Annotated in this window: 17 protein-coding genes; 12 read left to right on the forward strand and 5 right to left on the reverse strand. The window is 65.3% G+C overall.

The features are described 5' to 3' along the window. Positions 1 to 43 precede the first annotated feature (43 nt). The 4 genes from U9R80_RS13115 to U9R80_RS13130 all read left to right on the forward strand — a co-directional run bounded on the left by U9R80_RS13115 (position 44) and on the right by U9R80_RS13130 (position 5077). Positions 44 to 1129: a Zn-dependent alcohol dehydrogenase gene (locus tag U9R80_RS13115; protein ID WP_301837919.1), complete on the forward strand. Its 1086-nt coding sequence runs from the start codon at positions 44 to 46 to the stop codon at positions 1127 to 1129. Between the two features lie 82 nt (positions 1130 to 1211). Further along, positions 1212 to 2408: an acyl-CoA dehydrogenase family protein gene (locus tag U9R80_RS13120; RefSeq protein WP_301837918.1), complete on the forward strand. Its 1197-nt coding sequence runs from the start codon at positions 1212 to 1214 to the stop codon at positions 2406 to 2408. 10 nt (positions 2409 to 2418) lie between these two features. Beyond that, positions 2419 to 3561 carry an acyl-CoA dehydrogenase family protein gene (locus U9R80_RS13125; RefSeq protein WP_301837916.1) on the forward strand — a complete coding sequence of 381 codons (1143 nt, stop codon included), beginning with the start codon at positions 2419 to 2421 and terminating at the stop codon, positions 3559 to 3561. Positions 3562 to 3748: 187 nt separating this feature from the next. Beyond that, complete coding sequence (locus U9R80_RS13130) at positions 3749 to 5077, forward strand: MFS transporter (RefSeq protein ID WP_301837914.1); 1329 nt, start codon at positions 3749 to 3751, stop codon at positions 5075 to 5077. 44 nt (positions 5078 to 5121) lie between these two features. Here the strand turns inward: U9R80_RS13130 and U9R80_RS13135 are convergent, their stop codons facing one another. Further along, the gene (locus tag U9R80_RS13135; protein ID WP_301837912.1) at positions 5122 to 7803 is read right to left on the reverse strand and encodes a LuxR C-terminal-related transcriptional regulator; all 2682 of its coding nucleotides are present in this window, start codon (positions 7801 to 7803) and stop codon (positions 5122 to 5124) included. A gap of 296 nt (positions 7804 to 8099) precedes the next feature. Between U9R80_RS13135 and U9R80_RS13140 the strand changes: the two genes are divergently transcribed. The 6 genes from U9R80_RS13140 (at position 8100) to U9R80_RS13165 (ending at position 13393) form a co-directional block, all read left to right on the forward strand. Then, the gene (locus U9R80_RS13140) at positions 8100 to 8933 is read left to right on the forward strand and encodes an acyl-CoA dehydrogenase family protein (RefSeq protein WP_301837908.1); all 834 of its coding nucleotides are present in this window, start codon (positions 8100 to 8102) and stop codon (positions 8931 to 8933) included. 50 nt (positions 8934 to 8983) lie between these two features. Continuing rightward, positions 8984 to 10171 carry a lipid-transfer protein gene (locus U9R80_RS13145; RefSeq protein ID WP_301837906.1) on the forward strand — a complete coding sequence of 396 codons (1188 nt, stop codon included), beginning with the start codon at positions 8984 to 8986 and terminating at the stop codon, positions 10169 to 10171. A 39-nt stretch (positions 10172 to 10210) separates the two neighbouring features. Beyond that, positions 10211 to 11041 (forward strand): SDR family NAD(P)-dependent oxidoreductase, encoded by an 831-nt coding sequence (locus U9R80_RS13150; protein WP_301837905.1) that lies wholly within the window; start codon positions 10211 to 10213, stop codon positions 11039 to 11041. Positions 11042 to 11122: 81 nt separating this feature from the next. Continuing rightward, positions 11123 to 11692 carry a DUF2889 domain-containing protein gene (locus U9R80_RS13155; RefSeq protein WP_301837904.1) on the forward strand — a complete coding sequence of 190 codons (570 nt, stop codon included), beginning with the start codon at positions 11123 to 11125 and terminating at the stop codon, positions 11690 to 11692. Positions 11693 to 11716: 24 nt separating this feature from the next. Next, positions 11717 to 12901 (forward strand): acyl-CoA dehydrogenase family protein, encoded by a 1185-nt coding sequence (locus U9R80_RS13160; protein WP_301837903.1) that lies wholly within the window; start codon positions 11717 to 11719, stop codon positions 12899 to 12901. A gap of 9 nt (positions 12902 to 12910) precedes the next feature. Further along, a complete protein-coding gene (locus U9R80_RS13165) occupies positions 12911 to 13393 on the forward strand; it encodes an FAS1-like dehydratase domain-containing protein (RefSeq protein WP_301837902.1) in 483 nt (160 codons plus the stop codon). A gap of 39 nt (positions 13394 to 13432) precedes the next feature. Here the strand turns inward: U9R80_RS13165 and U9R80_RS13170 are convergent, their stop codons facing one another. Next, the gene (locus U9R80_RS13170) at positions 13433 to 14587 is read right to left on the reverse strand and encodes a CaiB/BaiF CoA transferase family protein (protein WP_301837901.1); all 1155 of its coding nucleotides are present in this window, start codon (positions 14585 to 14587) and stop codon (positions 13433 to 13435) included. A gap of 116 nt (positions 14588 to 14703) precedes the next feature. On the opposite strand from U9R80_RS13170, the gene U9R80_RS13175 reads away from it, so the two are divergent. Then, on the forward strand, positions 14704 to 15603 hold the full coding sequence (locus tag U9R80_RS13175) for a LysR family transcriptional regulator (protein WP_301837899.1): 900 nt from the start codon (positions 14704 to 14706) through the stop codon (positions 15601 to 15603). Between the two features lie 310 nt (positions 15604 to 15913). Here U9R80_RS13175 and U9R80_RS13180 read toward each other — a convergent pair whose 3' ends face one another. Continuing rightward, positions 15914 to 17119: a CaiB/BaiF CoA transferase family protein gene (locus tag U9R80_RS13180; protein WP_301837897.1), complete on the reverse strand. Its 1206-nt coding sequence runs from the start codon at positions 17117 to 17119 to the stop codon at positions 15914 to 15916. A 239-nt stretch (positions 17120 to 17358) separates the two neighbouring features. Between U9R80_RS13180 and U9R80_RS13185 the strand changes: the two genes are divergently transcribed. Next, on the forward strand, positions 17359 to 20097 hold the full coding sequence (locus U9R80_RS13185) for a LuxR C-terminal-related transcriptional regulator (RefSeq protein ID WP_301837896.1): 2739 nt from the start codon (positions 17359 to 17361) through the stop codon (positions 20095 to 20097). Here U9R80_RS13185 and U9R80_RS13190 read toward each other — a convergent pair whose 3' ends face one another. Continuing rightward, positions 20098 to 20562 (reverse strand): PaaI family thioesterase, encoded by a 465-nt coding sequence (locus U9R80_RS13190; RefSeq protein WP_301837895.1) that lies wholly within the window; start codon positions 20560 to 20562, stop codon positions 20098 to 20100. Between the two features lie 63 nt (positions 20563 to 20625). Continuing rightward, positions 20626 to 21774, reverse strand: coding sequence for an acyl-CoA dehydrogenase family protein (locus U9R80_RS13195; RefSeq protein ID WP_301837894.1), 1149 nt, complete (start codon positions 21772 to 21774; stop codon positions 20626 to 20628). Positions 21775 to 22058 lie beyond the last annotated feature (284 nt).

The following is a 22058-nucleotide window of genomic DNA, read 5'->3' on the forward strand; positions in this document are numbered from 1 at the left end:
ACCCTCGCACTTGTCCGGCTCACTCAATAAAGAGAACAAGAAGATGAAAGCTGCCGTATTCCATACCCCAGGTTCCCCGTTGACCATCGAGGACGTGGGCATCAGCAAACCCGGCCCGCACGAAGTGCTGGTGCGCACCGTCGCGGTCGGCGTGTGCCATTCGGACCTGCACTTTGTCGACGGCCTGTACCCGCACCCGGCCCCCGTGGTGCTGGGCCATGAGGCCTCCGGTATTGTCGAGCAGGTGGGCGAGCTGGTGCGCACGGTCAAGCCGGGCGACCACGTCGTCACTTGCCTGTCGGCCTATTGCGGCCACTGCGCACACTGCGTCACCGGTCACCTGTCGCTGTGCGTGTCGCCCGACACCAAGCGTGGCAAGGATGAAGAGCCACGCCTGACCTATGTACAAAAGCCGATGACCCAGTTCATCAACCTGTCGGCCTACGCCGAGCAGATGCTGGTGCATGAGCACGCGCTGGTCGCCATCCGCCGCGACATGCCGCTGGACCGTGCGGCGCTGCTGGGCTGCGCGGTCACTACCGGCACCGGTGCGGTGTTCAACACCGCCAAGGTGCGCCCCGGCGAGACGGTGGCCGTGATCGGCTGCGGCGGCATCGGCCTTGCCACCATCAACGGTGCAGCACTGGCAGGCGCCGGGCGCATCATCGCCATCGACATGCAGGACTCGAAGCTGGAACTGGCCAGGCAGTTCGGTGCCACCGATGTCATCAACCCCAAGCACGGCGACCCGGTGCAGCAGGTACAGGAGCTGACCCGTGGCGGCGTACACCATTCGTTCGAGTGCATCGGCCTCAAGCAAACCGCCGAACAGGCCTTCACCATGCTCGCCCGTGGCGGTTGCGCGACCATCATCGGCATGATCAAGCCGGGCCTGAAGCTGGACATCGACCCGCTACTGCTACTGCACGAGCGTCGCATCCAGGGTTCGTTCATGGGCTCGAACCGCTTCCCGGTCGACCTGCCGCGCCTGACCGACTTCTACATGCAGGGCCGCCTCAAGCTCGACGAAATGATTTCCCAGCGCATCAAGCTCGAGCAGATCAACGACGCCTTCGACGAACTGCGTCGCGGCGAGCTGGCCCGCTCGGTCATCGTCTTCGATCAATAACTGCCTCAAGCCGCCGCAGTGCTCAGGCCTGCGGCGGTCTCCCCCTGCCTGTATCAAGCAAAAAAACTGAACGAGGTATCAAATGGATATCCATTTCACGCGCGACGAACTCGCGTTTCGTGACGAGGTGCGCGCGTTTCTCGAGCTGAACCTGCCCAAGGACCTGGCCGAACGCGTGCGCCATGGCAAAAGCGTCTCCAAGGCCGACAGCGTGGCCTGGATGCGCACCCTGAACAACCAGGGCTGGCTGGCGGCCAGCTGGCCGGTGGAGCATGGCGGCACCGGCTGGAGCGCCGTGCAAAAGCACATCTTCGACGAAGAGTACGCCCGGGCCGGTGCGCCGCGGATCATTCCGTTCGGCGTCAATATGGTCGGCCCGGTGATCATCAAGTTCGGCACGCCCGAGCAGAAGGCCCACTACCTGCCGCGTATCCTCAACTGCGAAGACTGGTGGTGCCAGGGGTACTCCGAGCCCGGTGCCGGCTCTGACCTTGCCAGCCTGCAGACCCGCGCGGTGCGCGAGGGCGACACGTACGTGGTCAGCGGCCAGAAAACCTGGACCTCCACCGCCCACCAGGCCGACTGGATGTTCTGCCTGGTGCGCACCGACCCCCAGGCCCAGGCCCAGCGCGGCATCTCGTTCCTGTTGATCGACATGAAATCGCCGGGCATCACCGTGCGGCCGATCATCACCCTCGATGGCGGCCACCACGTTAACGAGGTGTTCCTGGATAACGTCCGGGTGCCGGTTGGCAACCTGGTGGGCCGCGAGCACGAAGGCTGGACCTGCGCCAAGTACCTGCTGACCCATGAACGCACCACCATCGCCGGCATCGGCAGCGCCAAGGCCATGCTCCAGCGCCTCAAGCAGGCGGCGAACATCGAGCTGCGCAACGGCAAACCCCTGATCGAGGACGCGCAGTTTCGTGCCCAGATCGCCGAAGTCGAGATGCAGCTGATGGCCGTGGACATGAGCAACCTGCGCATTCTGGCCGCTGCCCGCGACGGCGGTGTGCCGGACGCGGAAAGCTCGATCCTGAAGATCAAGGGCACCGAGATCCGCCAGGCCATCACCTACCTGCAATCCAAGGCGGTCGGGGCCTACGCCGTGCCGTTCCTGGAAAACGAACTGGGGTACGGGCATGCCGGTGATCAACTGCACAACGACTACAGCGCCACCGCCACCTGCCAGTACCTGGATATGCGCAAGGCCTCGGTTTATGGCGGTTCCAACGAAATCCAGAAGAACATCATCGCCAAGATGATTCTCGAACTCTAAGGGGCAGGCCATGGACTTCAAATTGACTGAAGAGCAGCAGATGCTGCAAGACACCGCTGCCCGCCTGGTACGCGATACCTATGGCTTCGAGCAGCGCGAACAGCACCTGCACAGCGCGCGCGGCTTCAGCTATGCCTTCTGGCAGCAGCTGGGGGAACTGGGCCTGACCTCGGTGCCTTTCGACCCTGCCTACGGCGGCTTTGGCGGCAACGGCGTGGACCTGATGCTGGTGGCCCAGGAGCTGGGTCGCGGCCTGTGCCTGGAGCCGTTCCTGTACTCCGTGGTGTTCGGCGGTGGCCTGGTCGAGCAACTGGGCAGCCAGGCGCAAAAAAGCGAACTGCTGCCCCAGGTGGCCGCGGCCTCGCTGCAACTGGCCGTGGCCCTCGAAGAGCCGCAAAGCCATTACCAGCTGCACGATGTACAGACCCGCGCCAGCACCACACAGGGCGGCTGGACCCTCGATGGACGCAAGGCCGTGGTGGTGGGAGGGCACAGCGCCAACCTGCTGCTGGTGTCGGCACGCACAAGCGGCGAGAGCCGTGACCGAACCGGCATCAGCCTGTTCCTGGTCGACCCGAAAAGCCCGGGTGTGTCCCTGCGCGAGTACGCGACCCTGGATGGGCGCAAAGCCTGTGACGTACTGCTCGAGCAGGTGCACATCAGCGCTGGCGCCTTGCTCGGCGAGCCGGGCGCAGCGCTGCCGGCGCTGCAGTACCAGCAGGGGCGGGCCATTGCAGCGCAATGCGCGGAAGCGGTGGGCAGCATGAGCGCCGCCTGCGACCTGACCCTGGACTACCTCAAGACCCGCAAGCAGTTCGGCCAGCCGATCGGCAAGTTCCAGGTGCTGCAGCACCGCATGGTCGACATGCACATCGAACTCGACCAGGCCACCTCCATGTCGATGCTCGCGGCCTGCCTTGCCGACGCCCCCGACAGCGACGAGCGCAGCCGCGCGCTGACCGCCGCCAAGTTCATCGTCAGCAGGGCGGCGCGCTACATCGCCGACCAGGGTATCCAGCTGCACGGCGGCATCGGCCTGACCTGGGAATACGTGCTGTCGCACCACGCCAAGCACCTGTTGATGGTCGCCCGGCAACTGGGTGACGACGACCACCACCTGCACGCCTACAGCGAACGGATGCAGTCCCTGTAGGCGCGGGCTTGCCCCGCGACCGCCCCCTGAGTCGTGCACATCCAGGTGCAGATTCACGATCCATCGCGGGGCAAGCCCGCTCCCACAGGCGCCCCAGGGGCCGGTAGGAGCGGGCTTGCCCCGCGATCCCGCACCGTCCCCCCCGATCGCCCCCCGCCGGGCCCTGCAGCCGGCCAAGGAGAGCACCATGAACGACGCCGTTGCGATACCCGCCACAACCGACGCAGACGCCCTGGAAACCCGCGAGGTGTTTCGCAAGGTCATCCTGCGCCTGCTGCCGTACCTGTTCCTGGCCTACGGCCTGAACACCATCGACCGCCTCAATGTGTCGTTCGCCAAGCTGCGCATGGCCGAGGACATTGTCCTCACCGATGCCGCCTATGGCATTGGCGCCGGAATTTTCTACCTGGGCTACATCCTCTTCGAGGTGCCGAGCAACATGTACCTGCAACGCATCGGCGCCCGCGCGACGCTGACGCGGATCATGGTGCTGTGGGGGCTGGTGACCGTGGCCACGGCCTTCGTCACCACGGCCAACCAGCTTATCGTCGCGCGGTTCTTCCTCGGGGTGGCCGAGGCCGGGTTTTTCCCGGGCGTGATCCTCTACCTCACCTACTGGTTTCCACCGGCCCTGCGCGCCCGCATCACCGCCGTGTTCCTGATGGCGGCGATGATCGCCGGGGTCGTCAGTGGCCCGCTGGCCGGCTGGATCATGACCCACCTGCATGGCTGGATGGGGCTGCGCGACTGGCAAGTGCTGTTTGTGGTCGAAGGCATTCCGGCAATACTGCTGGGGGTGTTCGGCTGGTTCTGGCTGGTCGACAAACCGGCGGATGCACGCTGGCTCACGCCCCGGCAGAAGCAGCTGCTGAGCAACGCCCTGGCGCAGGGGCAGGGCGCCGACACGGCCCGGGCGACCCTCGGTGAAGTGTTGCGCAACCCTCGTGTGTACATCGCCGGCCTGGTGTTCTTCTGCCTCTACAGCGGCTCGAACACCGTGTCGTACTGGATGCCGACGCTGATCCGCGGCTTTGGCGTCGACGACCTCAAGACCATCGGTTCGCTGGCCAGCCTGCCGTACCTGCTGGCGCTGGTGGGCATGTATCTGTTGGCGCGCAGCTCCGACAAGCGCCTGGAGCGACGCTGGCATGTGGCGGTGCCGGTCCTGGTCAGCGCCGGCTGCTTTGCGCTGTTGGGCCCGGCCCAGGGGCACCTGGGGTTCTCGGTGGCGCTGATGACCTTGGGAGCGGCGTCGGCGCTGGCCTCGCTGTCACTGTTCTGGACCATCCCCCCGGCGCTGCTGACGCCGTCGGCCGCTGCGGTGGGCATTGCCGTGATCAGTTGCATCGGCGGCCTGGCGGGGGTGATCAGCCAGGTGGTGGTGGGGGCGATCAAGTCGGCGACCGGCAGTTTGTACCTGGCCTTCGACGTCATCGCCGTTGTGCTGGTGATGGGGGCGGTGCTGTTGCTGGTGGCAATTCCGGCCAGTCAGTTACAGGAGCGGCACGGCCACTGAAGGCCGTGCGGGGTGGCTCGTTGAGCGACCCCGCACGGCGCCGGTCAGGCGATCCAGCCTTTGCTCCGGGCGATGGCCAGGGTCTCGGTGCGGCCCTTGGTATCGAGCTTGGCGTAGATCTTTTGCAGGTGCGATTTGACCGTGAACTCGGACAGGAAGACTTTCTCGGCGATATCGCGGTTCTTGAGACCCACGGCCAGTAACTGAAGGATCTGGTATTCGCGTGCGGTCAGTACCTTCTGGGCGCCGTTGTCGTCGTGCACCGCTGCGCTTTCCCCGGCCTCTGCTCCCAGGTACTGCAGCAACTCCTCGACAAAGTTGGGCTCGATGCCCAGTTCCTTGCAGCGCGGCCTGCCGCTGACGGCCCAGCGCTGCACCAGGCCGGCCAGGCGCTCGCCTTCCTCGATGAAGGTCGCCAGGAAACCCTCGTGGCTGGCCAGGCGCAAGGCATCGTTGAGCGCCTGGAAGGCCTCCTGCGCGTGCTGCTGGCTGTCCAGGGCCATGGCCAGCAGGATGTGCAGCTTCAGTTCGCGGCGCACATGCTGCCAGTGCCGCGCTTGTTCGATGGCCGTACGCAAGGCCTGGGCCGCCTGCGCGCCTTCACCCTGGACGATGCGCAGGCGCTGGCGAGCGATGCTGGGGGTATCGACCTCGTTGGCAAAGCGGATGAAATCGGGGCGGTCCCAGTCACCGTTCTGGTCGGCGGCGTGCAGCGCCTGGCTGGCGACATCCAGGCGCTGCTCGAGCATCGCCACCCGCGCGCGTTCGAGCCAGGCCGAGCACTGCAGGCGACGTGAGCCGACCTGCTGGCCGATCTGCTCCAGCTCCACCAGGCAGCGCATCCAGGTGGTGCGATCGCCCTTGTTGTAGGCAATGCGCGCCGTGAGCACATGGGTGACGATCTGGTTTTCCGGCGAGATCACCTGCTTGGCGAAGTACAGGCAGCGCGTCAGGGTCTTTTCGGCCTGGTCGAAGGCAGCGACTTCGTACATCAGCAGGCCGTAGAAAATATCCAGCGACAGCTTGGCTTCATGGGACTTGCGCTGACTGCTGCCCAGCGGTGCATCGACGGTGCCTTGCATGCGCACCAGGGCGTTGCTCAAACGCCCCTGGATCAAGTCGAGGATGCTTTCGTTGACGCTGAACGTATGACGCAAAAAACTGACGTTGATGTGCGGATTGCGCTGCAGCGCCGTCGACAACAGGCTGCGGGCTTCATCGTAGCGGCCGTTGGCGACCAGGTTCTGGGCCACCGAGCTGGCCAGCACCATGTACAGGTTGACCTCATCGGCGGGCATCTGGCCGAGCAGTTCGAGGCCCAGGGTGCAACAGGCTTCGGCGTGATCGGTCGCCCCCAGTTGCAGGCAATGCAGCACCCGGGTCACATAGGCGTACTGTGGCCCGCAGACCCGCTCCAGGCGTTGGGCGACCAGCAGGGCGTCTTTCATGCGCGTGGTGGTAGCCAGCAACCAGGCATAGGACTTGGTCAGGTAGGGGTAGCCATCGCGGGTTTCCTGGTCGATGCGGTCGAGCCAGCGCAGCAACAGGCGGGTGCGGCCGCTGTTGATGAGGGTGTCCATGTGCTGGTTCAGGCGCCTGGCGGCTTCGTCGTGCAAACCGGCGCTGAACAGGTGCTCGATGGCCGGGATCGGTTGCTCGTTGGCGAAAAACCACTGGGCGGCGGTTTCGTGCAAGCCCTTGGCCATGGTCGGGTGCAGGCGCTCCAGGGCATGGCGCAGGAAACTGGCGAACAGGTGGTGGTAGCGAAACCACTGCTGCTGGCTGTCGACCGGCACCAGGAACAGGTTGCTGCGATCCAGGTGCTCAAGCATCGCGCCGCTGTCGCTGCGTCCGGTCACGGCCTGGCACAGCGGCACGCAGAACTGGTCGAGGATGCTGGTCTGCATCAGGAACAGGCGACAGTCCTCGCTCTGGCGCATGAGGATGTCTTCGGTCAGGTATTCGGCCAGCTCCAGGTTCGAGCCCGAGAACGAAGCAATGAACGCGCCATGGTCCTCGCGATCCTTGAGCGACAGGCTGGCCAGGTACAGGCCGGCGATCCAGCCCTCGGTGCAGCGGTACAAGGTGGCCAGTTCGTTGTCGCGCAGGGGGATCTGGCGCTTGTCGCGAATGAACGCCATGGACTCTTCAGGGGTGAAGCGCAAATCGGCGGGCTTGATTTCCAGCAACTGGCCCCGGGCCCGGATGCGCCCCAGGCCAATGGCCGGGGCGGCGCGAGAGGCCATGACCAGCACGCAGCCTGCGGGCAACTGTTCAATCAACTGCTGGAAAAACTCCAGGACTTCGCTGTTCTGGATCACCTCGACTTCATCGAGCAGCAGGGCAAAGGGCTGCGTGCAGGCGGCAATCTGCTCCAGCAGCGCGTCGACGCCGCAGACGAGGGCGTCTTCGATGCTGGCCGGCAGGCACGCGGCAAGGCCGCTGGCCAGGATGCGAAGAAAACGCGGCAGGTCGTTGTCGGCAGGCTCGAGGTTGACCCACAGCACCTGCTTGCCGGCAGCCAGGCTGCGCTCGCGGTACTGCTGCAGCAGGGTGGTCTTGCCAAACCCTGCGGCGGCGCGGATGAGGATCAGGCGGGTGGTGTCGGTATTGGCCATCTGCTCGAGCAGGCGCAGGCGCGGCAAATGGCTGTCGGCGGATTTTGGGCTGGCGTACTTGGTCGAGGTGGTTTTGGGAATGGCAACCTCGTCCCGCTGAACTGGCATTGAAAACCTCCGCTGCTGCCGCCTGCCGCGCGAGGAGCCCGGCGCAGGCGATCAAATTATTATTCTGCTGGGGCCGCATACTGCCACGGGTGGCAGATGAGCGGTGGGGCACGCGACCATCGTCTGCACCCCAGGTCGAGCCCGATTATTGTTCGCGCCGCAGGGCATTGGATACCGGCCCACCCGGTGAGGGTGGCTCTCGCTCACCCAACCCCCATGCAACGATTGCTGCAACACATTGAAACGGGTTTTTACCGTTTCGTTCTTGCAATCTTGTGGCGGGCAAAGGTTTTCGTATGGATGCACAGCGCACGCTCTACCGCGAAGATCACGAGCTGTTTCGCACCGCCGTGCGGCGCTTTGTGCAGCGTGATTACCTGCCGCACCAGGGCAACGGCGCGCCGGACCGCCCACTGTGGTTGAAGGCCGGTCACCAGGGCTTGCTGTGCGTGACCTTGCCGGCCCAGTACGGCGGTGGCGGTGACTTCGGCCATGCCGCGATCATCCGCGAAGAATTCGCCCGTGCAGGTCTGCATGACCAGGCCTTGTCGCTGCACTCGGACATCGTCGCCCCCTGCATCGCCCGCCTTGCGACCGATGAGCAGCAGCAGCGCTGGCTGCCGGGCATCTGCAGCGGTGAGCTGGTCCTCGCCCTGGCCTGGGCCGATCCCGACAGCGCCGATGGCGAAGTCCGGACCCGCGCCCACCACGAACATGATCATTACCGCATCCACGGCAGCGCCTGCGTCGTTGGCAATGGCGATGACTTTGACCTGTTGCTGCTGGCCTGCCAGATCGACGGCGAAGGCGGCGACACAGGCCTGAGCCTGATCGTCGTCGAACGCGACCGTCCGGGCCTGGACGCTGGCGGCACGGCTATCGGCCTTGCCGACGTGCGAGTGCCCCGCGCCAATCTTCTGGGGCAGGCGGGCAGGGGCCAGGCCTGCCTGGACCAGGCCCTGCAGCAACAGCACTTGCTGAGCGTGATTTTTGCCACCAGCCAGCTTGAGCAACGGCTTGAGCCGGTGTTGGGCAGCGCGCAGCAGCGCTGGGACCCGAACGACGCGCGCCTGGCCCTCGCCGCCATCAAGACCCGGGCCTTGAGACTGGGCCTTGAGCTTGGTTCGTGAGCCGGGCCGCGCTTTCCAACCTCCTTTTTCACCCGTCAGGACACACCACCATGAGCGAAAACGTAATCGTAGCCGGGGTCGGCATGATCCCCTTCAGCAAGCCCGGCGCCAGCCCCAGCTACATCGACATGGGCGCCGAAGCCGTGCGCCTGGCGCTGGCCGATGCCGGCCTTGACTACCACCAGGTACAGATGGCCTTTGCCGGCTACGTCTATGGCGACACCACGTGCGGCCAGGCCGTGCTGTACCGGGTAGGCCGCACCGCTATTCCGGTGTTCAACGTCAACAATGCCTGCGCCACCGGCTCCAGTGCCCTGTACCTGGCCCGCGCGGCGGTGCAGAGCGGTCAGGTCGAGTGCGCCCTGGCCGTCGGTTTCGAGCAGATGCGCCCGGGGCCGACCCGCTCCAACTTCGACGACCGCCCGTTGCCACGGGGCGACTACCTGCCGATCCAGGATGAACTGTGTGCTGATGCCGGTGATATTCCGCGCAACCTGATCACCTTCGGTGGCGCCGGGCGCGAGCACATGCGCAAGTACGGCACGCAGATGAGCACCTTTGCCGCGATCCGCGCCAAGGCCAGCCGCCACGCGGCCAACAACCCCCTGGCGCTGTTCAAGAAAGTGGTCAGCACCGAAGAGGTGATGAACGACCAACTGATGTGGGAAGGGGTCATGACCCGCATGATGGCCTGCCCACCCACCTGCGGCGCGGCGGCGGCGATCGTCTGTTCCCCGGCCTTTGCCCGCAAGCACGGCCTGCGTCGTGACGTGGCGATCCTCGGTCAGTCGCTGGTGACCGACCCGGTGGAGTCCTTCGAGCCCAAGACCATGACCGGTTTTGTCGGCGCCTACATGGCCGAGCGCGCCGCCGGGGCGGTGTACGAGCAAGCCGGCGTGGGGCCGCAGGACATCCGCGTGGTCGAGCTGCACGACTGCTTCGCCCACAACGAACTGCTCACCTATGAAGCCCTGGGCCTGTGCCCGCAGGGCGGCGCCGAAAAATTCATCCTCGACGGCGACAACACCTATGGCGGTCGCGTGGTCACCAACCCGTCCGGCGGCCTGCTGTGCAAGGGCCACCCCCTGGGTGCCACGGGCCTGGCCCAGTGCTACGAGCTGACCCATCAACTGCGCGGCAGCGCCGGCGCGCGCCAGGTCGAAGGCCTGCAGCACGGCCTGCAACACAACCTCGGCCTGGGTGGCGCCTGCGTGGTCACCCTGTACGGCAAGCAGTAATCACCCCCTCCCGTTCAACGAAAACAAGAGACAGGCTCCATGGAACAGACACTTGCAGGAAAAGTTGCCATCGTCACCGGCTCCGGCCGTGGTATCGGCCGTTGCGTGGCACTGAAATTCGCCAGCAAAGGCGCCAAGGTCATCATCAACGACCTGGACCAGGGCCCGGCCGATGAAGTGATCGCCGAAATCCGCGCCCTGGGCAGCGATGCCGTGGCCTGCATCGGCAACGTCTCGGCCCCCGACTTCGGCGAGCGCATCGTGCAGACCGCGCTGCAAGCGTTCGGGCGCATCGACATCATCGTCAACAACGCCGGTTTCACCTGGGACAACGTCATCCAGAAAATGGGCGACGAGCAGTGGGACGCGATCCTCGACTGCCACCTCAAGGCGCCGTTCCGCATCCTGCGCGCGGCCTACCCGTACTTTCGCGAAGCCAGCAAGGCTGAAGCCGAAGCCGGCCAGGAAGTGTTCCGCAAGGTGGTCAACATCTCCTCGGTGTCGGGCACCCAGGGCAACGCCGGCCAGGTCAACTACTCCTCGGCCAAGGCCGGCATCATGGGCATGACCAAGACCCTGGCCAAGGAGTGGGGACGCATGAAGGTCAACGTCAACTGCGTGGCGTTCGGCTTTATCGAAACCCGCCTGACCCAGCCCACCACCGAAGAAAAGACCGTGCAGGTCGAGGGCCGCGACATCAAGGTCGGCGTGCACCCGGACCGCATCGCCGCCGCCAGCCGCGAAATTGCCCTGGGTCGCCCCGGCACCGCTGAAGAGGCTGCGGGCTCGGTGTACATGTTCTGCATTCCCGAGTCCGACTACGTCACCGGCCAGACCCTCATCTGTGGTGGCGGTCGCGGCGGCTTCTGAGCCCTCGCGTTATCGCGCCGGGAACGCAGGCTCGTTCCCGGCGCATTCCATTGTGCGACCCGGCCCAAAGAGAAGCAGTCCATGACGACTACCCCGCCAGCGCTCACCCGTACCTTGCTGCACACCCGTGAAATCATCTGCCGAGGCTACCAGCGCAGCGACGGCCTCTTCGACATCGAAGGGCGGCTGCAGGACCTGACCAACGCGCCCACCGACCTGCCGTTTCACACGGTCGGCGAGGGCGGCACCATCCATGACATGCGCCTGGTCATGACCATTGATGCCGACATGGTCATCCAACACATCGCCGCCACCACCGAAGTGGGGGCCAGCCCGTTCTGCGCTCAGATCAGCAGCGCCTATTCGGGCCTGCTGGGGCTCAAGATCGCCGCAGGCTTCAAACGCAAGATGAAAGACATCGTCGGCGGTGCCAATGGCTGCACCCACCTGACCGAACTGCTTGAACGCATGGCCACCACGGCCATGCAAACCCTGTTTTCCACCTACCGGTCGCAGGCCAGCCTGCGCGCCGCCGGCGGCCAGCCACGCGAAGTCGCCGTGCGCCCCTGGGTGATCGGCACCTGCCATGCCTACCGCGAAGACGGCGAGGCCGTGCGATTGCTGTGGCCCCAGGGGCTGCCCAAGGCCTGACTTCAATCACTACCGGAGCCGTTTATGCTGCCATTGCAATCCACCGCTTCGAGCCTGTTAGCGGAGCATCAGGAAATACGCCAGGCGATCCTGAAAATCTGCGAACGCTTCGACGCCGACTATTGGCTGGAAAAAGACAAGCACGGTGGCTTTCCCGTCGAATTTCACCAGGCCCTGGCCCGGGACGGCTGGCTGGGTATCTGCATCCCCGAGGCCTATGGCGGTTCGGGGCTGGGCATTACCGAAGCGACGATCATGATGCAGGCCATCGCCGAGTCAGGCGCAGGCATGAGCGGCGCCTCGGCGGTACACATGAACATTTTCGGCCTGAACCCGGTGGTCGAGTTCGGCAGCGAGGAACAGAAGCTGCGCATGTTGCCGCCGCTGATTGCCGGCGAGCACCGCACCTGCTTCATGGTCACCGAGCCCAACACCGGCTTGAACACCACCCAACTCAAGACCCGCGCCATTCGCGAGGGCGACCACTACGTGCTGCATGGAGTCAAGACCTTCATCTCCACGGCCAGCATCGCCGAAAAGATGTTGATCCTGGCGCGCACCACGCCGCTGGAAGAGGTCAAGAACAAGAGCGATGGCCTGAGCCTGTTCTACACCGACTTCGACCGCAGCTGCATCGACGTGCATGAGATCGACAAGATGGGCCGCAAGGCCATCGACACCAACCAGGTGTTCATCGATGGCTTGCGGGTACCGGTGGCCGACCGCATTGGCGAGGAGGGCAAGGGCTTCAAGTACATCCTCCACGGCATGAACGCCGAGCGCATTCTGGTGGCCGGCGAAGCCGTGGGCCTGGGCCGCGCCGCGTTGGCCAGGGCGGCGAACTATGCGCTGGAGCGCGAAGTGTTCAACCGCCCGATCGGCTTGAACCAGGGCATCCAGCATCCGCTGGCCAAATGCTGGATGGAGCTGGAAGCGGCCAATCTGATGGCCTTTCATGCCGCTGGCCGCTTTGATCGCGGCGAAGAATGCGGTGTCGAGGCCGGTGCCGCCAAGTTCCTGGGCGCCGAAGCCGGCTACCAGGCCTGCGAAACCGCGGTGATGACCCATGGCGGCTACGGCTACGCCAAGGAGTACCACGTGGAGCGCTACCTGCGCGAGGCCATGATCCCGCGCATTGCCCCGGTCAGCCGGGAGATGATCCTGTGCTTCATTGCCGAGAAAGTCCTCGGCATGCCCAAGTCGTATTGAGGTGTGTGCATGAGCCACGTTGAACCTGGGCAGGTGTCGCTGGAGGTCGGGATCTACTGCGACGACCTGCCGGTGGGTACCCGCTTCCACAGCAAGAAACGCACGGTGACCGAAACCGACCTGGTCAACTTCGCCAACCTGACCTGGCTCACCGAAGAGCTGTTCACCAATGCCGAGCCTGCCGATCGGGCCCGCATGGGCATCAGCGGCAGGGTGGTGCCGGGCGGGCTGGTGTACACCTTCGCCGAAGGCCTGGTTGCGCCGTCGTTCCAGGCCTCGGGCATGGCGTTTCTCAATGCCGAGCTGAACATGCAGGGCCCGACCTTTGTCGGTGACACCCTGCAGGTGCGCTGCGAAGTGATCGAGCAGCGCATCAGTTCCAGGCCCGATCGCGGGCTGGTGCGCACGCGCAACGAGGTGGTCAACCAGCGGGGGGAGACGGTGATGGTGTACACGCCGCTGCGCATGATGCGGGTGCGACCTGAGCGCTGAGGTGAGGGCGCGGGCAACCTTGGTTGCCCGCGCCGTTGTTTATTGCGGGTTGTCGCCCATCACGTCCTTGCTGGCCCATTGCGCGATGCGCGCGGCCGGCAGCCAGCCCGAGAGCGCTTCCTGCGCACCGGCAACCGTGGCGGCCCTGGGTGGGGTGGGTGTTGCGGACGGGGTACGGCTGAAGCGCGGCGCCGGCGCCGGCTGCACCACGCCATCGACTTCGACAAAGGTGCCACGGGCCTTGAGGTGTGCATGCTCCGGCGCCTCGCTGAACGACAGCACCGGGGCAAAGCACACGTCGGTGCCTTCGAGCAGTTCACACCACTGCGCCCGGGTACGCCGGGCGAAGGCTTGGGCAAACAGCGTGCGGGCGGCGGGCCAGTTGCGCGGATCGTTCTGTTCGCCAATCTGCTGCGGATCGATTTCCAGGTGGCGCAGCAGCTCGGCATGAAAGCGGCCCTCGATGGGGCCGATGGATATCAACTGGTCATCGGCACAGGGGTACACATCATAAAAGTGCGCACCGGAATCCAGCACATTGCTGCCGCGCCGGGGGGTCCAGCTACCCGCCGCGACCAGGCCGTAGAACACCGTGGCCATGGAGGCCGCGCCATCGACAATGGCGGCGTCCACCACCTGGCCCCGGCCAGAGCCACGGGCTTCGAGTATCGCGGCCAGCATGCCGATGGTCAGGTACAGGGCGCCACCGCTCATGTCGCCCAGCAGCGCCAGGGGCACGGCGGGCAACTGGTCTTTGCGGCCGAGGGCGTTGAGTACGCCGGTCAGGGCGATGTAGTTGATGTCATGGCCGGCCGCCTTGGCCAGCGGGCCGGTCTGGCCCCAGCCGGTGATCCGCCCGTACACCAGGCGCGGGTTGATCGCCAGGCACTGCTCCGGGCCCAGGCCCAGGCGCTCGGTGACGCCGGGGCGAAAGCCTTCGATCAGGCCGTCGGCGTCGGCCAGCAGTTCCTTGACCAGCGCCACCGCCTGCGGGTCCTTGAGGTCCAGGGCAATGGCCTGGCGGTTGCGCAACAGCAGGTTGTACTTGAGGGGCTTCTTCACCCCCAGCTCCACCGCCTCGCGTCGCTCAATGCGCAGCACCGTCGCGCCCAGGTCGGCGAGCATCATGGCCGCCATGGGGCCGGGGCCGATGCCGGCCAGCTCGATGATCTTCACGCCTGCAAGTGGGCCCATGAGTGTTTCCCGTCAACGTAGTCAGTGTCACCTCATCATTCTCCCGCCGGACGCGGGCGTCCAATACCGGATCCGGATCGACCGATACACAGGGCTGATGGCCCGACAGAGGCAGTATGGAACTACGTCAACTCAAGCAAATGCTGGTGCTGGCCCAGACCCTCAATTTTCATCGTGCCGCCGAGCAACTGCACATGGCCCAGCCGCCGTTGTCGACTTCGATCAAGAAGCTGGAGGGCGAACTTGGCGTGTTGTTGTTCGAGCGCTTGCCCTCGGGCTTGAAGCTGACCCCGGCGGGCGAAGCGGTGCTGGGGCATGCACGGCGGTCGTTGTTCTTCGCCGATGAAATTCGTCGCGCTGCCCGCGAGGGCCAAAGCGGCGAGCAGGGGCGCTTGCGGGTCGGTTTTGTCGGCTCGGCGGCGTTCTCGCTGATGCCCGGGATCATCCGCCGTTACCGTGCCCGTTTCCCGGCGGTGGCGTTGCAGATCGAGGAGTCGACCACCAGCGACTTGCTGCGCAGGCTTGGCGAGCACTCCCTGGATGTGGCGTTGGTGCGGTTTCCGGTGTTGGAGCCGACTGCGGCGAAAGTCACCCTGTTGCAACGCGAGCGCATGGTGCTGGCGGTGAGTGCAGACTCGCCGCTGGCTGGGCGGGTGGGGTTGCGGCTTGCCGACCTGGGTGAGGAACCCTTTATCGTCCATTCTCGCAGCCGGGTGCCGGGTATGTATGCGTTGACGCAGTATGCCTTCCAGGCGGCCGGTATCCAGCCGCCCGTTGTTCAGGAAGCGGTGCAGGTGCAGACCATTCTGGGGTTGGTCGAGGGTGGGCTGGGGGTGGCGTTGCTGCCGGATGCGGTGTGTCGCTACAGCGGTACCGGGGTGGCGTTCGTGCCGCTCGATGAGCTGGATGAGCGCCTGGTGGTCGGGACGGCGGTGGCGGTGCTGGAGGATGCCGTCACGCCCACGGCCCGGCATTTTCTAGAGCTTTGCAGGAGCGGGCTTGCCCCGCGATCGTGAGCATATCCATTTGCCAAGGTGATGCTGAATCACCTTGGCGCCCTTACGGCGCCCTCACTGCGGTTAACGGGGTGGGTGGATCAAGATCAAAAGCACAATTCGATGCGCTCTTGCTGGCCCGTGGCGTTCTTTCAAGCTGCGGTAGGAGCGGTGGCGCCCACGGCCCGGTATTTTGTCGAGCGCTGTGGGAGCGGGCTTGCCCCGCGATGGCGCTTGAGTCGTGCACTCCAGCCGTAACGGCGAAGCGGGATCACTGGCAGGCATGGAGCTATCGGCAAGATTCAAGATCCCTCGCGGGGCAAGCCCGCTCCTACAGGCGGGTGATGCCTTTGGCGGCCAGTGTGTCGATGTCTTCGGGGGTGTAGCCCGCGGCGGCGAGGATCTGGGCGCTGTGTTCGCCCAGTTGCGGCGCAGGGCGGGTAAGGCTCGGTTGGGTCGCAGACCAGGTGGAGGGAATGCCTAGCGTGCGAATCCGCCCCTCGCTGGGATGCTCCTGGTAGTCGAAGAAGCCCACCGCCTGCAGGTGCGGGTCCTCCAGCAGGGATTCCACCGTGTGCATGGGCATCACCGGTATGTCTGCAGCCTCAAGCAGCGCGATCCATTCGGCGCTGGTGCGGGTGGCTATGATCCCGGCGACCATCCGGTACAGCGCTTGGATATGTTCGGTGCGCCGGCCGATGGAGCCCAGGCGTTCATCGGCGTCGAATTCGTCAGCCCTGCCGATGACGTCGTAGAAGCTGCGCCATTGTTTGTCGCTGTAGATCATCACGCACAAAAAGCCATCCAGGGTGGGGTAGGGCTTGCGGTGTTCGCTGAGCAGACGCGCATACCCCGACGGCCCCTGGGGCGGGTCGAAGGTCAGGCCGCCGAGGTGATCGCCCAACACGAATTGGGCCATGGTCTCGAACATGGGGATTTCGATCGACTGGCCTTGTCCGCTGCGCTGGCGATGGTACAACGCAGCCGTGATGGCATTGACGGCGCTCATGCCGACGATGCGATCGGCCATGGCGCTGGGCACGTAGCGCGGGGCATCGGCACCCGCAGCCAGGGCCAGCGCCGGCAAGGCCGCGGCGCCCTGAATCAGGTCATCGTAGGCCGGCTTGGCGGCGTAGGGGCCCGCCTGGCCGTAACCGTAGACGCCCACATAGATAATCGTCGGGTTGACCGCCGCCAGTGCGGCATAGTCCAGGCCCAGGCGGGCCATGGCCTGGGGCCGCACGTTGTACACCAGCACATCGACATCGGCGGCCAGGCGCATCAGGGCTTCACGGCCCTCGGGCTGCTTGAGGTCAAGCACGATGCTGCGCTTGTTGCGGTTGGCCTGGAGGAAAATGCCGGCCATCCCCGGGTTTCGCCGTGGGCCGATATCACGCACGGTATCCCCTGCGGGCGCTTCGACCTTGATCACGTCGGCACCCATGTCACCGAGTATCTGCGTGGCGTAGGGGCCCATCAGCACGGCAGTGATATCAAGGACCCGGACCCCGGCAAGCGGCCCTTTTGCTGTGTTCATCGAACGCTCCTATGGCTGGTGCTTCGATGGTAGGCAGTACGAGGGCGTGGCGGACAATACTTTTGCCGTCTTGGCCGATACCCATTCTGTATCGGCTCTGTAGGAGCGGGCTTGCCCCGCGATGGATCTTGAATTGTGCACGACTCTAGGGCCATCGCGGGGCAAGCCCGCTCCTACATCTGTCGCTATCCAGTTACACTGGTGCCTCGCGCTGTCCGCCATTCTGGATGCTTTCGCTCATGCCGCTATTGCCCGATTCAGCCACCGACACTGATCCCTCCAATGTCCAGACCAAGGTCGTGCCGCCACGCGGGGCGCGCTTGCTGTTGGCCCGCGAGGGCTTGCTTGCGCGTTTGATGGAGGCTCGCCGACAGCGCTGCGTGGTGATCCAGGGCCCGGCCGGGAGCGGCAAGACCAGCACGCTGCTGGCCTGGCGGCGCGAGTTGCTGGCACTGCATTTCGATGTGGCCTGGTTGTCGCTGTCCGCCGATGACAATGACCCGGAACGCTTCTGTCATTGCCTGCAGGCCAGCCTGGCGGAAATCGACCCCACGCTGGTGCGCGAGGCCGGGTTCCTGCTGGGGCGCGACAATGGCGAGTTGGCCCTGGAACATTGGGTCATTACCCTGGTGCAGAGCATTGCCAGCCACGGGCGCGAGTTGGTGCTGATGCTGGACGACCTGCACCATGTGCAGGACCCGCACATTATCCAGGTGCTGCACTGGTTGCTCGATTACGCACCCGCCCGGCTGCACCTGGTGTTCTGTTCGCGGGAGGCCCCGCCGGTGGTCCTCGCACGCTTTCGTGGACGCGGCCAGGTCAGTGATTTCGACCTGCGCGACCTGCGCTTCAGCGCCGATGAATCGGAACGCTTTCTGCGCGAGCAACTGGGCAGCATCGACCCTCGCGATGCGGCGGTGCTGCATGAGCTGACCGATGGCTGGGTCGCGGGGCTGCAGCTGTTTGCCGTGGACCTCAAGGCCAAGCAGGGCGGTCGCTTCGACCGGGTGCAGGTGCGCGATCCCGGTGCCTTTGCCAGTTACTTCGAGCGTGAAGTGCTGGTGCGCCTGGCGCCTGACGACCTGCGCCTGCTGACCCGGGTGTCGATCTGCGAACGCTTTTGCGCCTCGCTGTGCGCAACCCTGCTGGGCCAACCCCATGCCATCGCCCGGATGCTCACCCAGCTGACCCGCCTGGACAGCGACAACCTGTTCATCACCCAGGTCAAGAGCCATGATCAGGAGACCTGGTATCGCCTGCACCCGTTGCTGGGCAAGGTCCTGCTCAGTCGCCTGGAGGCCGAGGCCGATACCCGCGCGACGGACCTGCACGCCGCCGCCCGGGGCTGGTTCAGTGCCCATGGGCATCTCGACGAGGCCGTGCGCCATGCGGTGAAGGCCGGCGATGCCGAAGCCGCTGCCGACATCATCGAAGCCTGCGCCTATGACTTGCTGAACAAGGGCAACCTCAGCCAGGTGTCGGGGTTGTTGCGCAGCCTGCCAGCCGAGCAGACCGCCAGCCGTATCGGCCTGCAACTGGTGATGGCGCACCTGTCGCTGTACGCCCGCAATTACCCCGCCGTCGAGCAGAGCATGGCCGAGCTGCGCCGCCAGCACGCCGTGCTCGATCGCAATCAACAGCATGTGTTTACCGTGCTGCAAGGCAGCCTGGCGTTGTTCCAGGACGACACCGAGGCGCTGTTGGCATTGCTGCCCGCGCTGCTCGCCATACCTGAGGATGCCGACGATTTTGCCTATGCCGGGCGTTGCAACACCCTGGCCTGGCTGTACATGTACCAGGGCGAATTCGAGCAGGCCCGGGCGGTGCTCAAGGAGGGTGAACGCTTGCAGGGCTCACCACGGCGCAGCCTGGTGGGGCGCTGCTTCACGGGCATGAGCCTGGCGCTTGAAGGGCGCAGCACCGAAGCCGAGCACCTGTACCGCGAGGTGCTCGAACAGGCAGAAAGCCAGGGCGTGGCCTATCTGATCGTCAGCAGCATGGCAGCCGCGCTGCTGGGCATGGCGTTGTACGAACAGGGCGACTACGAGGCCGCGTGCCAGTTGCTGGAGCCGCGCATGAAGCTGCTGCAGCGGGTGGCGATTCCCGACAGTGTGCTGCAGGCCATGCAGACCCTGGCCATGGCCCACTGGCTGGCGGGCCGGCACACCGAGGCCTGGAGCTGGGTCGAGCGTCTGGAGCAGTTTGCCAGCAGCTACAACCTGGACCGCCTGCTGGCAGCGGCATTGGTGTTGCGCATGCGCTGGGCCCAGCAGGGGGGGGATGAACAGCAGGCGGATGCGGCGCTGCAGCGTATCGAACAACTTGCCCGGGGTCATGACCCGCAAGGCCCGGGGACTGCCCATGAAGTGCAGGTCATCGCCCGTCGCGCCGCCAGCGAGCGGGATCTGCATGAGGGCAAGCTGAGGGACGCCGGGCAGCAGTTGCAGGCACTGATCGACACCTCGCGCCGTCACCGACGCTGGCGCCGGGTGGTGCCGATGCTGCTGCAAGTGGCGGTCAGCGAGCAGGGCCAGCAGCGGCCTGAAGCCGCCCGAGAATTGATCATCGAAGCCCTGCGCCAGGGCCATCGCCTGGGCCTGGTGCGCAGCCTGCTCGATGCCTGGCCCAGCGTGGCGGCCATGCTCCAGGCCTTGCTCGCCGAGGCTGAGCCGGACCCGGTGCTGGCGTTCTACACCCGCCGGTTGCTTGAGGTGGCGCGAAGCACTGCGGCCAGCCAGGAACATGCCGACGATGCCGACAGCCGCAAAGTGCTCAGCGCCCGTGAACTGGAGGTGCTGAGCCTGGTGGCCCGGACACTGCCGAACAAGAAGATTGCCAGGGTGTTGAACCTGTCACCGGAAACGGTGAAGTGGCACATGAAGAACATCTTCTACAAGCTGGGGGTCACCGGTCGCGACGAGGCGATTGCCAAGGCTCGCGACCTGGACCTGAAACTGCCCGACAACACCGCGCTGTGATCAGCGCGGGGTCACCGCATTGCCGATAAAGGTCGCCTTGCCCCGGGCGACCAGACGCTCGCCATCGAGCAGGTCGAGGCTGGCGTGGTACAGGGTGCGCCCCAGGCGGTGGATCTGCACTTGCGCTTCGACCCAGGCCCCCAGGGGCGCCGGGCACAGGTAATCCATGCTCAGGTTGATGGTTGCCGGTGGCATGTCGCTGCCGGCGGCGTACTTGAGTGCACGGCCGAACGCGGTATCGGCCAGGGTGGCGAGAAAGCCGCCGTGGGCGATCCCCAGCGGGTTCAGGTGCTCGGGGCGGATTCTCGCGGCCATCACGACGCGCTGCGGATGGAAGTACAAGCCGGTGCATTGCGCCACGAAACCGCTGGGTGACATGGGCACAAAGCCGTCCGGCGGTGCATCGTCGGTACCCGGCACAGCGGCCTGGGAAAGGGTGGTGTCCTTGAAGTCGTTACCGCGCATGGGAAATCTCCATTCCAGCAACAAAAACGCCCCGGCTTTGGCAGCCGGGGCGTGTCGGGTGGGTCAGAAAGTGCGCGCGATCAGCTCTTTCATGACTTCGTTGGAGCCGCCGTAGATCCGCATGGGGCGGGTGTTGATGTACAGCCGGGCAATCGGGTATTCGAGCATGTAGCCGTAGCCGCCGTGCAGTTGCAGGCACTCGTCGATGATCTGGCAGGCCTGGGTCGAGGTCCACCACTTGGCCTTGGCCGCGGTGGCTGGGTCCAGTTCGTGGCGAATCATCTTGCCCATGCAGGCGTCGACAAAGGTTTGGGCGATGGTCACGGTGGTCTGCATCTCCGCCAGCTTGAAGCGGGTGTTCTGCATGTCCAGCAGTGGCTTGCCGAAGACCTTGCGGTCCTGGGTGTACTTGATGGTTTCTTCGACGGCACGCTCCATCGAACCCAAGGCGTTCATGGTGATGAACATGCGCTCTTCGGGCAGTTGCTGCATCAGTTGCACAAAACCCTGGCCTTCCTGCGGGCCCAGCAGGTTTTCCACGGGCACGCGCACGTCGTCGAAGAACAGCTCGGAGGTGTCCTGGCCTTTCTGGCCGAGCTTGTCGAGGATGCGGCCGCGACGAAAGCCCGGCAGGTCCTTGGTTTCCAGGACGATGATGGACATGCCCTTGGCACCCAGGCTCGGGTCGGTCTTGCACACCAGCAGCACCAGGTCGGCAAGGTAGCCGTTGGTGATGAAGGTCTTGGAGCCGTTGATGACGTAGTGGTCGCCGTCGCGGATGGCCTTGGTCTTGACGTTCTGCAGATCGGTGCCGGCGCCGGGCTCGGTCATGGCGATGGCGGCGACCAGCTCGCCGCTGGCCATGCGCGGCAGCCAGCGTTGTTTCTGGGCCTCGCTGGCGTAGCGCAGGAGGTAGTGGGCGCAGATGGCGCTGTGCACGTTGGTGCCCAGGCTGGTGGCGACGGCGCGCGCCAGTTCGTAGCCGATGATGGCGTTGTGGGCGTGGCTGCCGCCGCCACCGCCGTATTCCTCGGGGATACCGGGGCAGAGCATGCCCATTTCACCGGCCCTGTTCCAGGTCTGGCGGTCGACGTGCTGTTGCTTGGCCCAGCGTTCTTCGTGGGGCACCAATTCTTCCGCGGCGAAGCGGCGTACCGATTGCTGGAAGATGGCCATGTCTTCGGTGAGCCAGGAGGGTCTGTAGTCGCTCATTGGGGTCCTTGGGTCGGTTGGGGGCTGTGCTGTCATGCTAGGTGGCCGCCGGCGCGGCCAGGGAGCGCCGAAGGGATGATGCTGCGGACGATGCGCGCCATCGTTCAAAGGAACGCCCCAAGGTAGGAACAGGCTTGCTCCCCCAGGATTACCCCCGGTAGGAGCGGGCTTGCCCCGCGATGCGCAGGATGCTGAATGCGGAGGTAGATCCCGCTTCGTAGCCGCTGGCGCCAGCCTGCGATCGGCCGCGCAGCGGTCGTTGTTCAGGCAGCATCATCTGTGCA

The organism is Pseudomonas sp. JQ170C, from assembly GCF_035581345.1.
In the GTDB taxonomy this organism is placed as follows: domain Bacteria; phylum Pseudomonadota; class Gammaproteobacteria; order Pseudomonadales; family Pseudomonadaceae; genus Aquipseudomonas.

What these genes read in the sequence shown, in the direction of transcription:
- U9R80_RS13190 (WP_301837895.1), bottom strand. Translation starts at nt 20,562, where the DNA reads ATGCGCGGTAACGACTTCAAGGACACCACCCTTTCCCAGGCCGCTGTG.
- U9R80_RS13155 (WP_301837904.1), top strand. Translation starts at nt 11,123, where the DNA reads ATGACGACTACCCCGCCAGCGCTCACCCGTACCTTGCTGCACACCCGT.
- U9R80_RS13120 (WP_301837918.1), top strand. Translation starts at nt 1,212, where the DNA reads ATGGATATCCATTTCACGCGCGACGAACTCGCGTTTCGTGACGAGGTG.
- U9R80_RS13195 (WP_301837894.1), bottom strand. Translation starts at nt 21,774, where the DNA reads ATGAGCGACTACAGACCCTCCTGGCTCACCGAAGACATGGCCATCTTC.
- U9R80_RS13165 (WP_301837902.1), top strand. Translation starts at nt 12,911, where the DNA reads ATGAGCCACGTTGAACCTGGGCAGGTGTCGCTGGAGGTCGGGATCTAC.
- U9R80_RS13170 (WP_301837901.1), bottom strand. Translation starts at nt 14,587, where the DNA reads ATGGGCCCACTTGCAGGCGTGAAGATCATCGAGCTGGCCGGCATCGGC.
- U9R80_RS13150 (WP_301837905.1), top strand. Translation starts at nt 10,211, where the DNA reads ATGGAACAGACACTTGCAGGAAAAGTTGCCATCGTCACCGGCTCCGGC.
- U9R80_RS13145 (WP_301837906.1), top strand. Translation starts at nt 8,984, where the DNA reads ATGAGCGAAAACGTAATCGTAGCCGGGGTCGGCATGATCCCCTTCAGC.
- U9R80_RS13160 (WP_301837903.1), top strand. Translation starts at nt 11,717, where the DNA reads ATGCTGCCATTGCAATCCACCGCTTCGAGCCTGTTAGCGGAGCATCAG.
- U9R80_RS13135 (WP_301837912.1), bottom strand. Translation starts at nt 7,803, where the DNA reads ATGCCAGTTCAGCGGGACGAGGTTGCCATTCCCAAAACCACCTCGACC.
- U9R80_RS13185 (WP_301837896.1), top strand. Translation starts at nt 17,359, where the DNA reads ATGCCGCTATTGCCCGATTCAGCCACCGACACTGATCCCTCCAATGTC.
- U9R80_RS13125 (WP_301837916.1), top strand. Translation starts at nt 2,419, where the DNA reads ATGGACTTCAAATTGACTGAAGAGCAGCAGATGCTGCAAGACACCGCT.
- U9R80_RS13115 (WP_301837919.1), top strand. Translation starts at nt 44, where the DNA reads ATGAAAGCTGCCGTATTCCATACCCCAGGTTCCCCGTTGACCATCGAG.
- U9R80_RS13140 (WP_301837908.1), top strand. Translation starts at nt 8,100, where the DNA reads ATGGATGCACAGCGCACGCTCTACCGCGAAGATCACGAGCTGTTTCGC.
- U9R80_RS13130 (WP_301837914.1), top strand. Translation starts at nt 3,749, where the DNA reads ATGAACGACGCCGTTGCGATACCCGCCACAACCGACGCAGACGCCCTG.
- U9R80_RS13175 (WP_301837899.1), top strand. Translation starts at nt 14,704, where the DNA reads ATGGAACTACGTCAACTCAAGCAAATGCTGGTGCTGGCCCAGACCCTC.
- U9R80_RS13180 (WP_301837897.1), bottom strand. Translation starts at nt 17,119, where the DNA reads ATGAACACAGCAAAAGGGCCGCTTGCCGGGGTCCGGGTCCTTGATATC.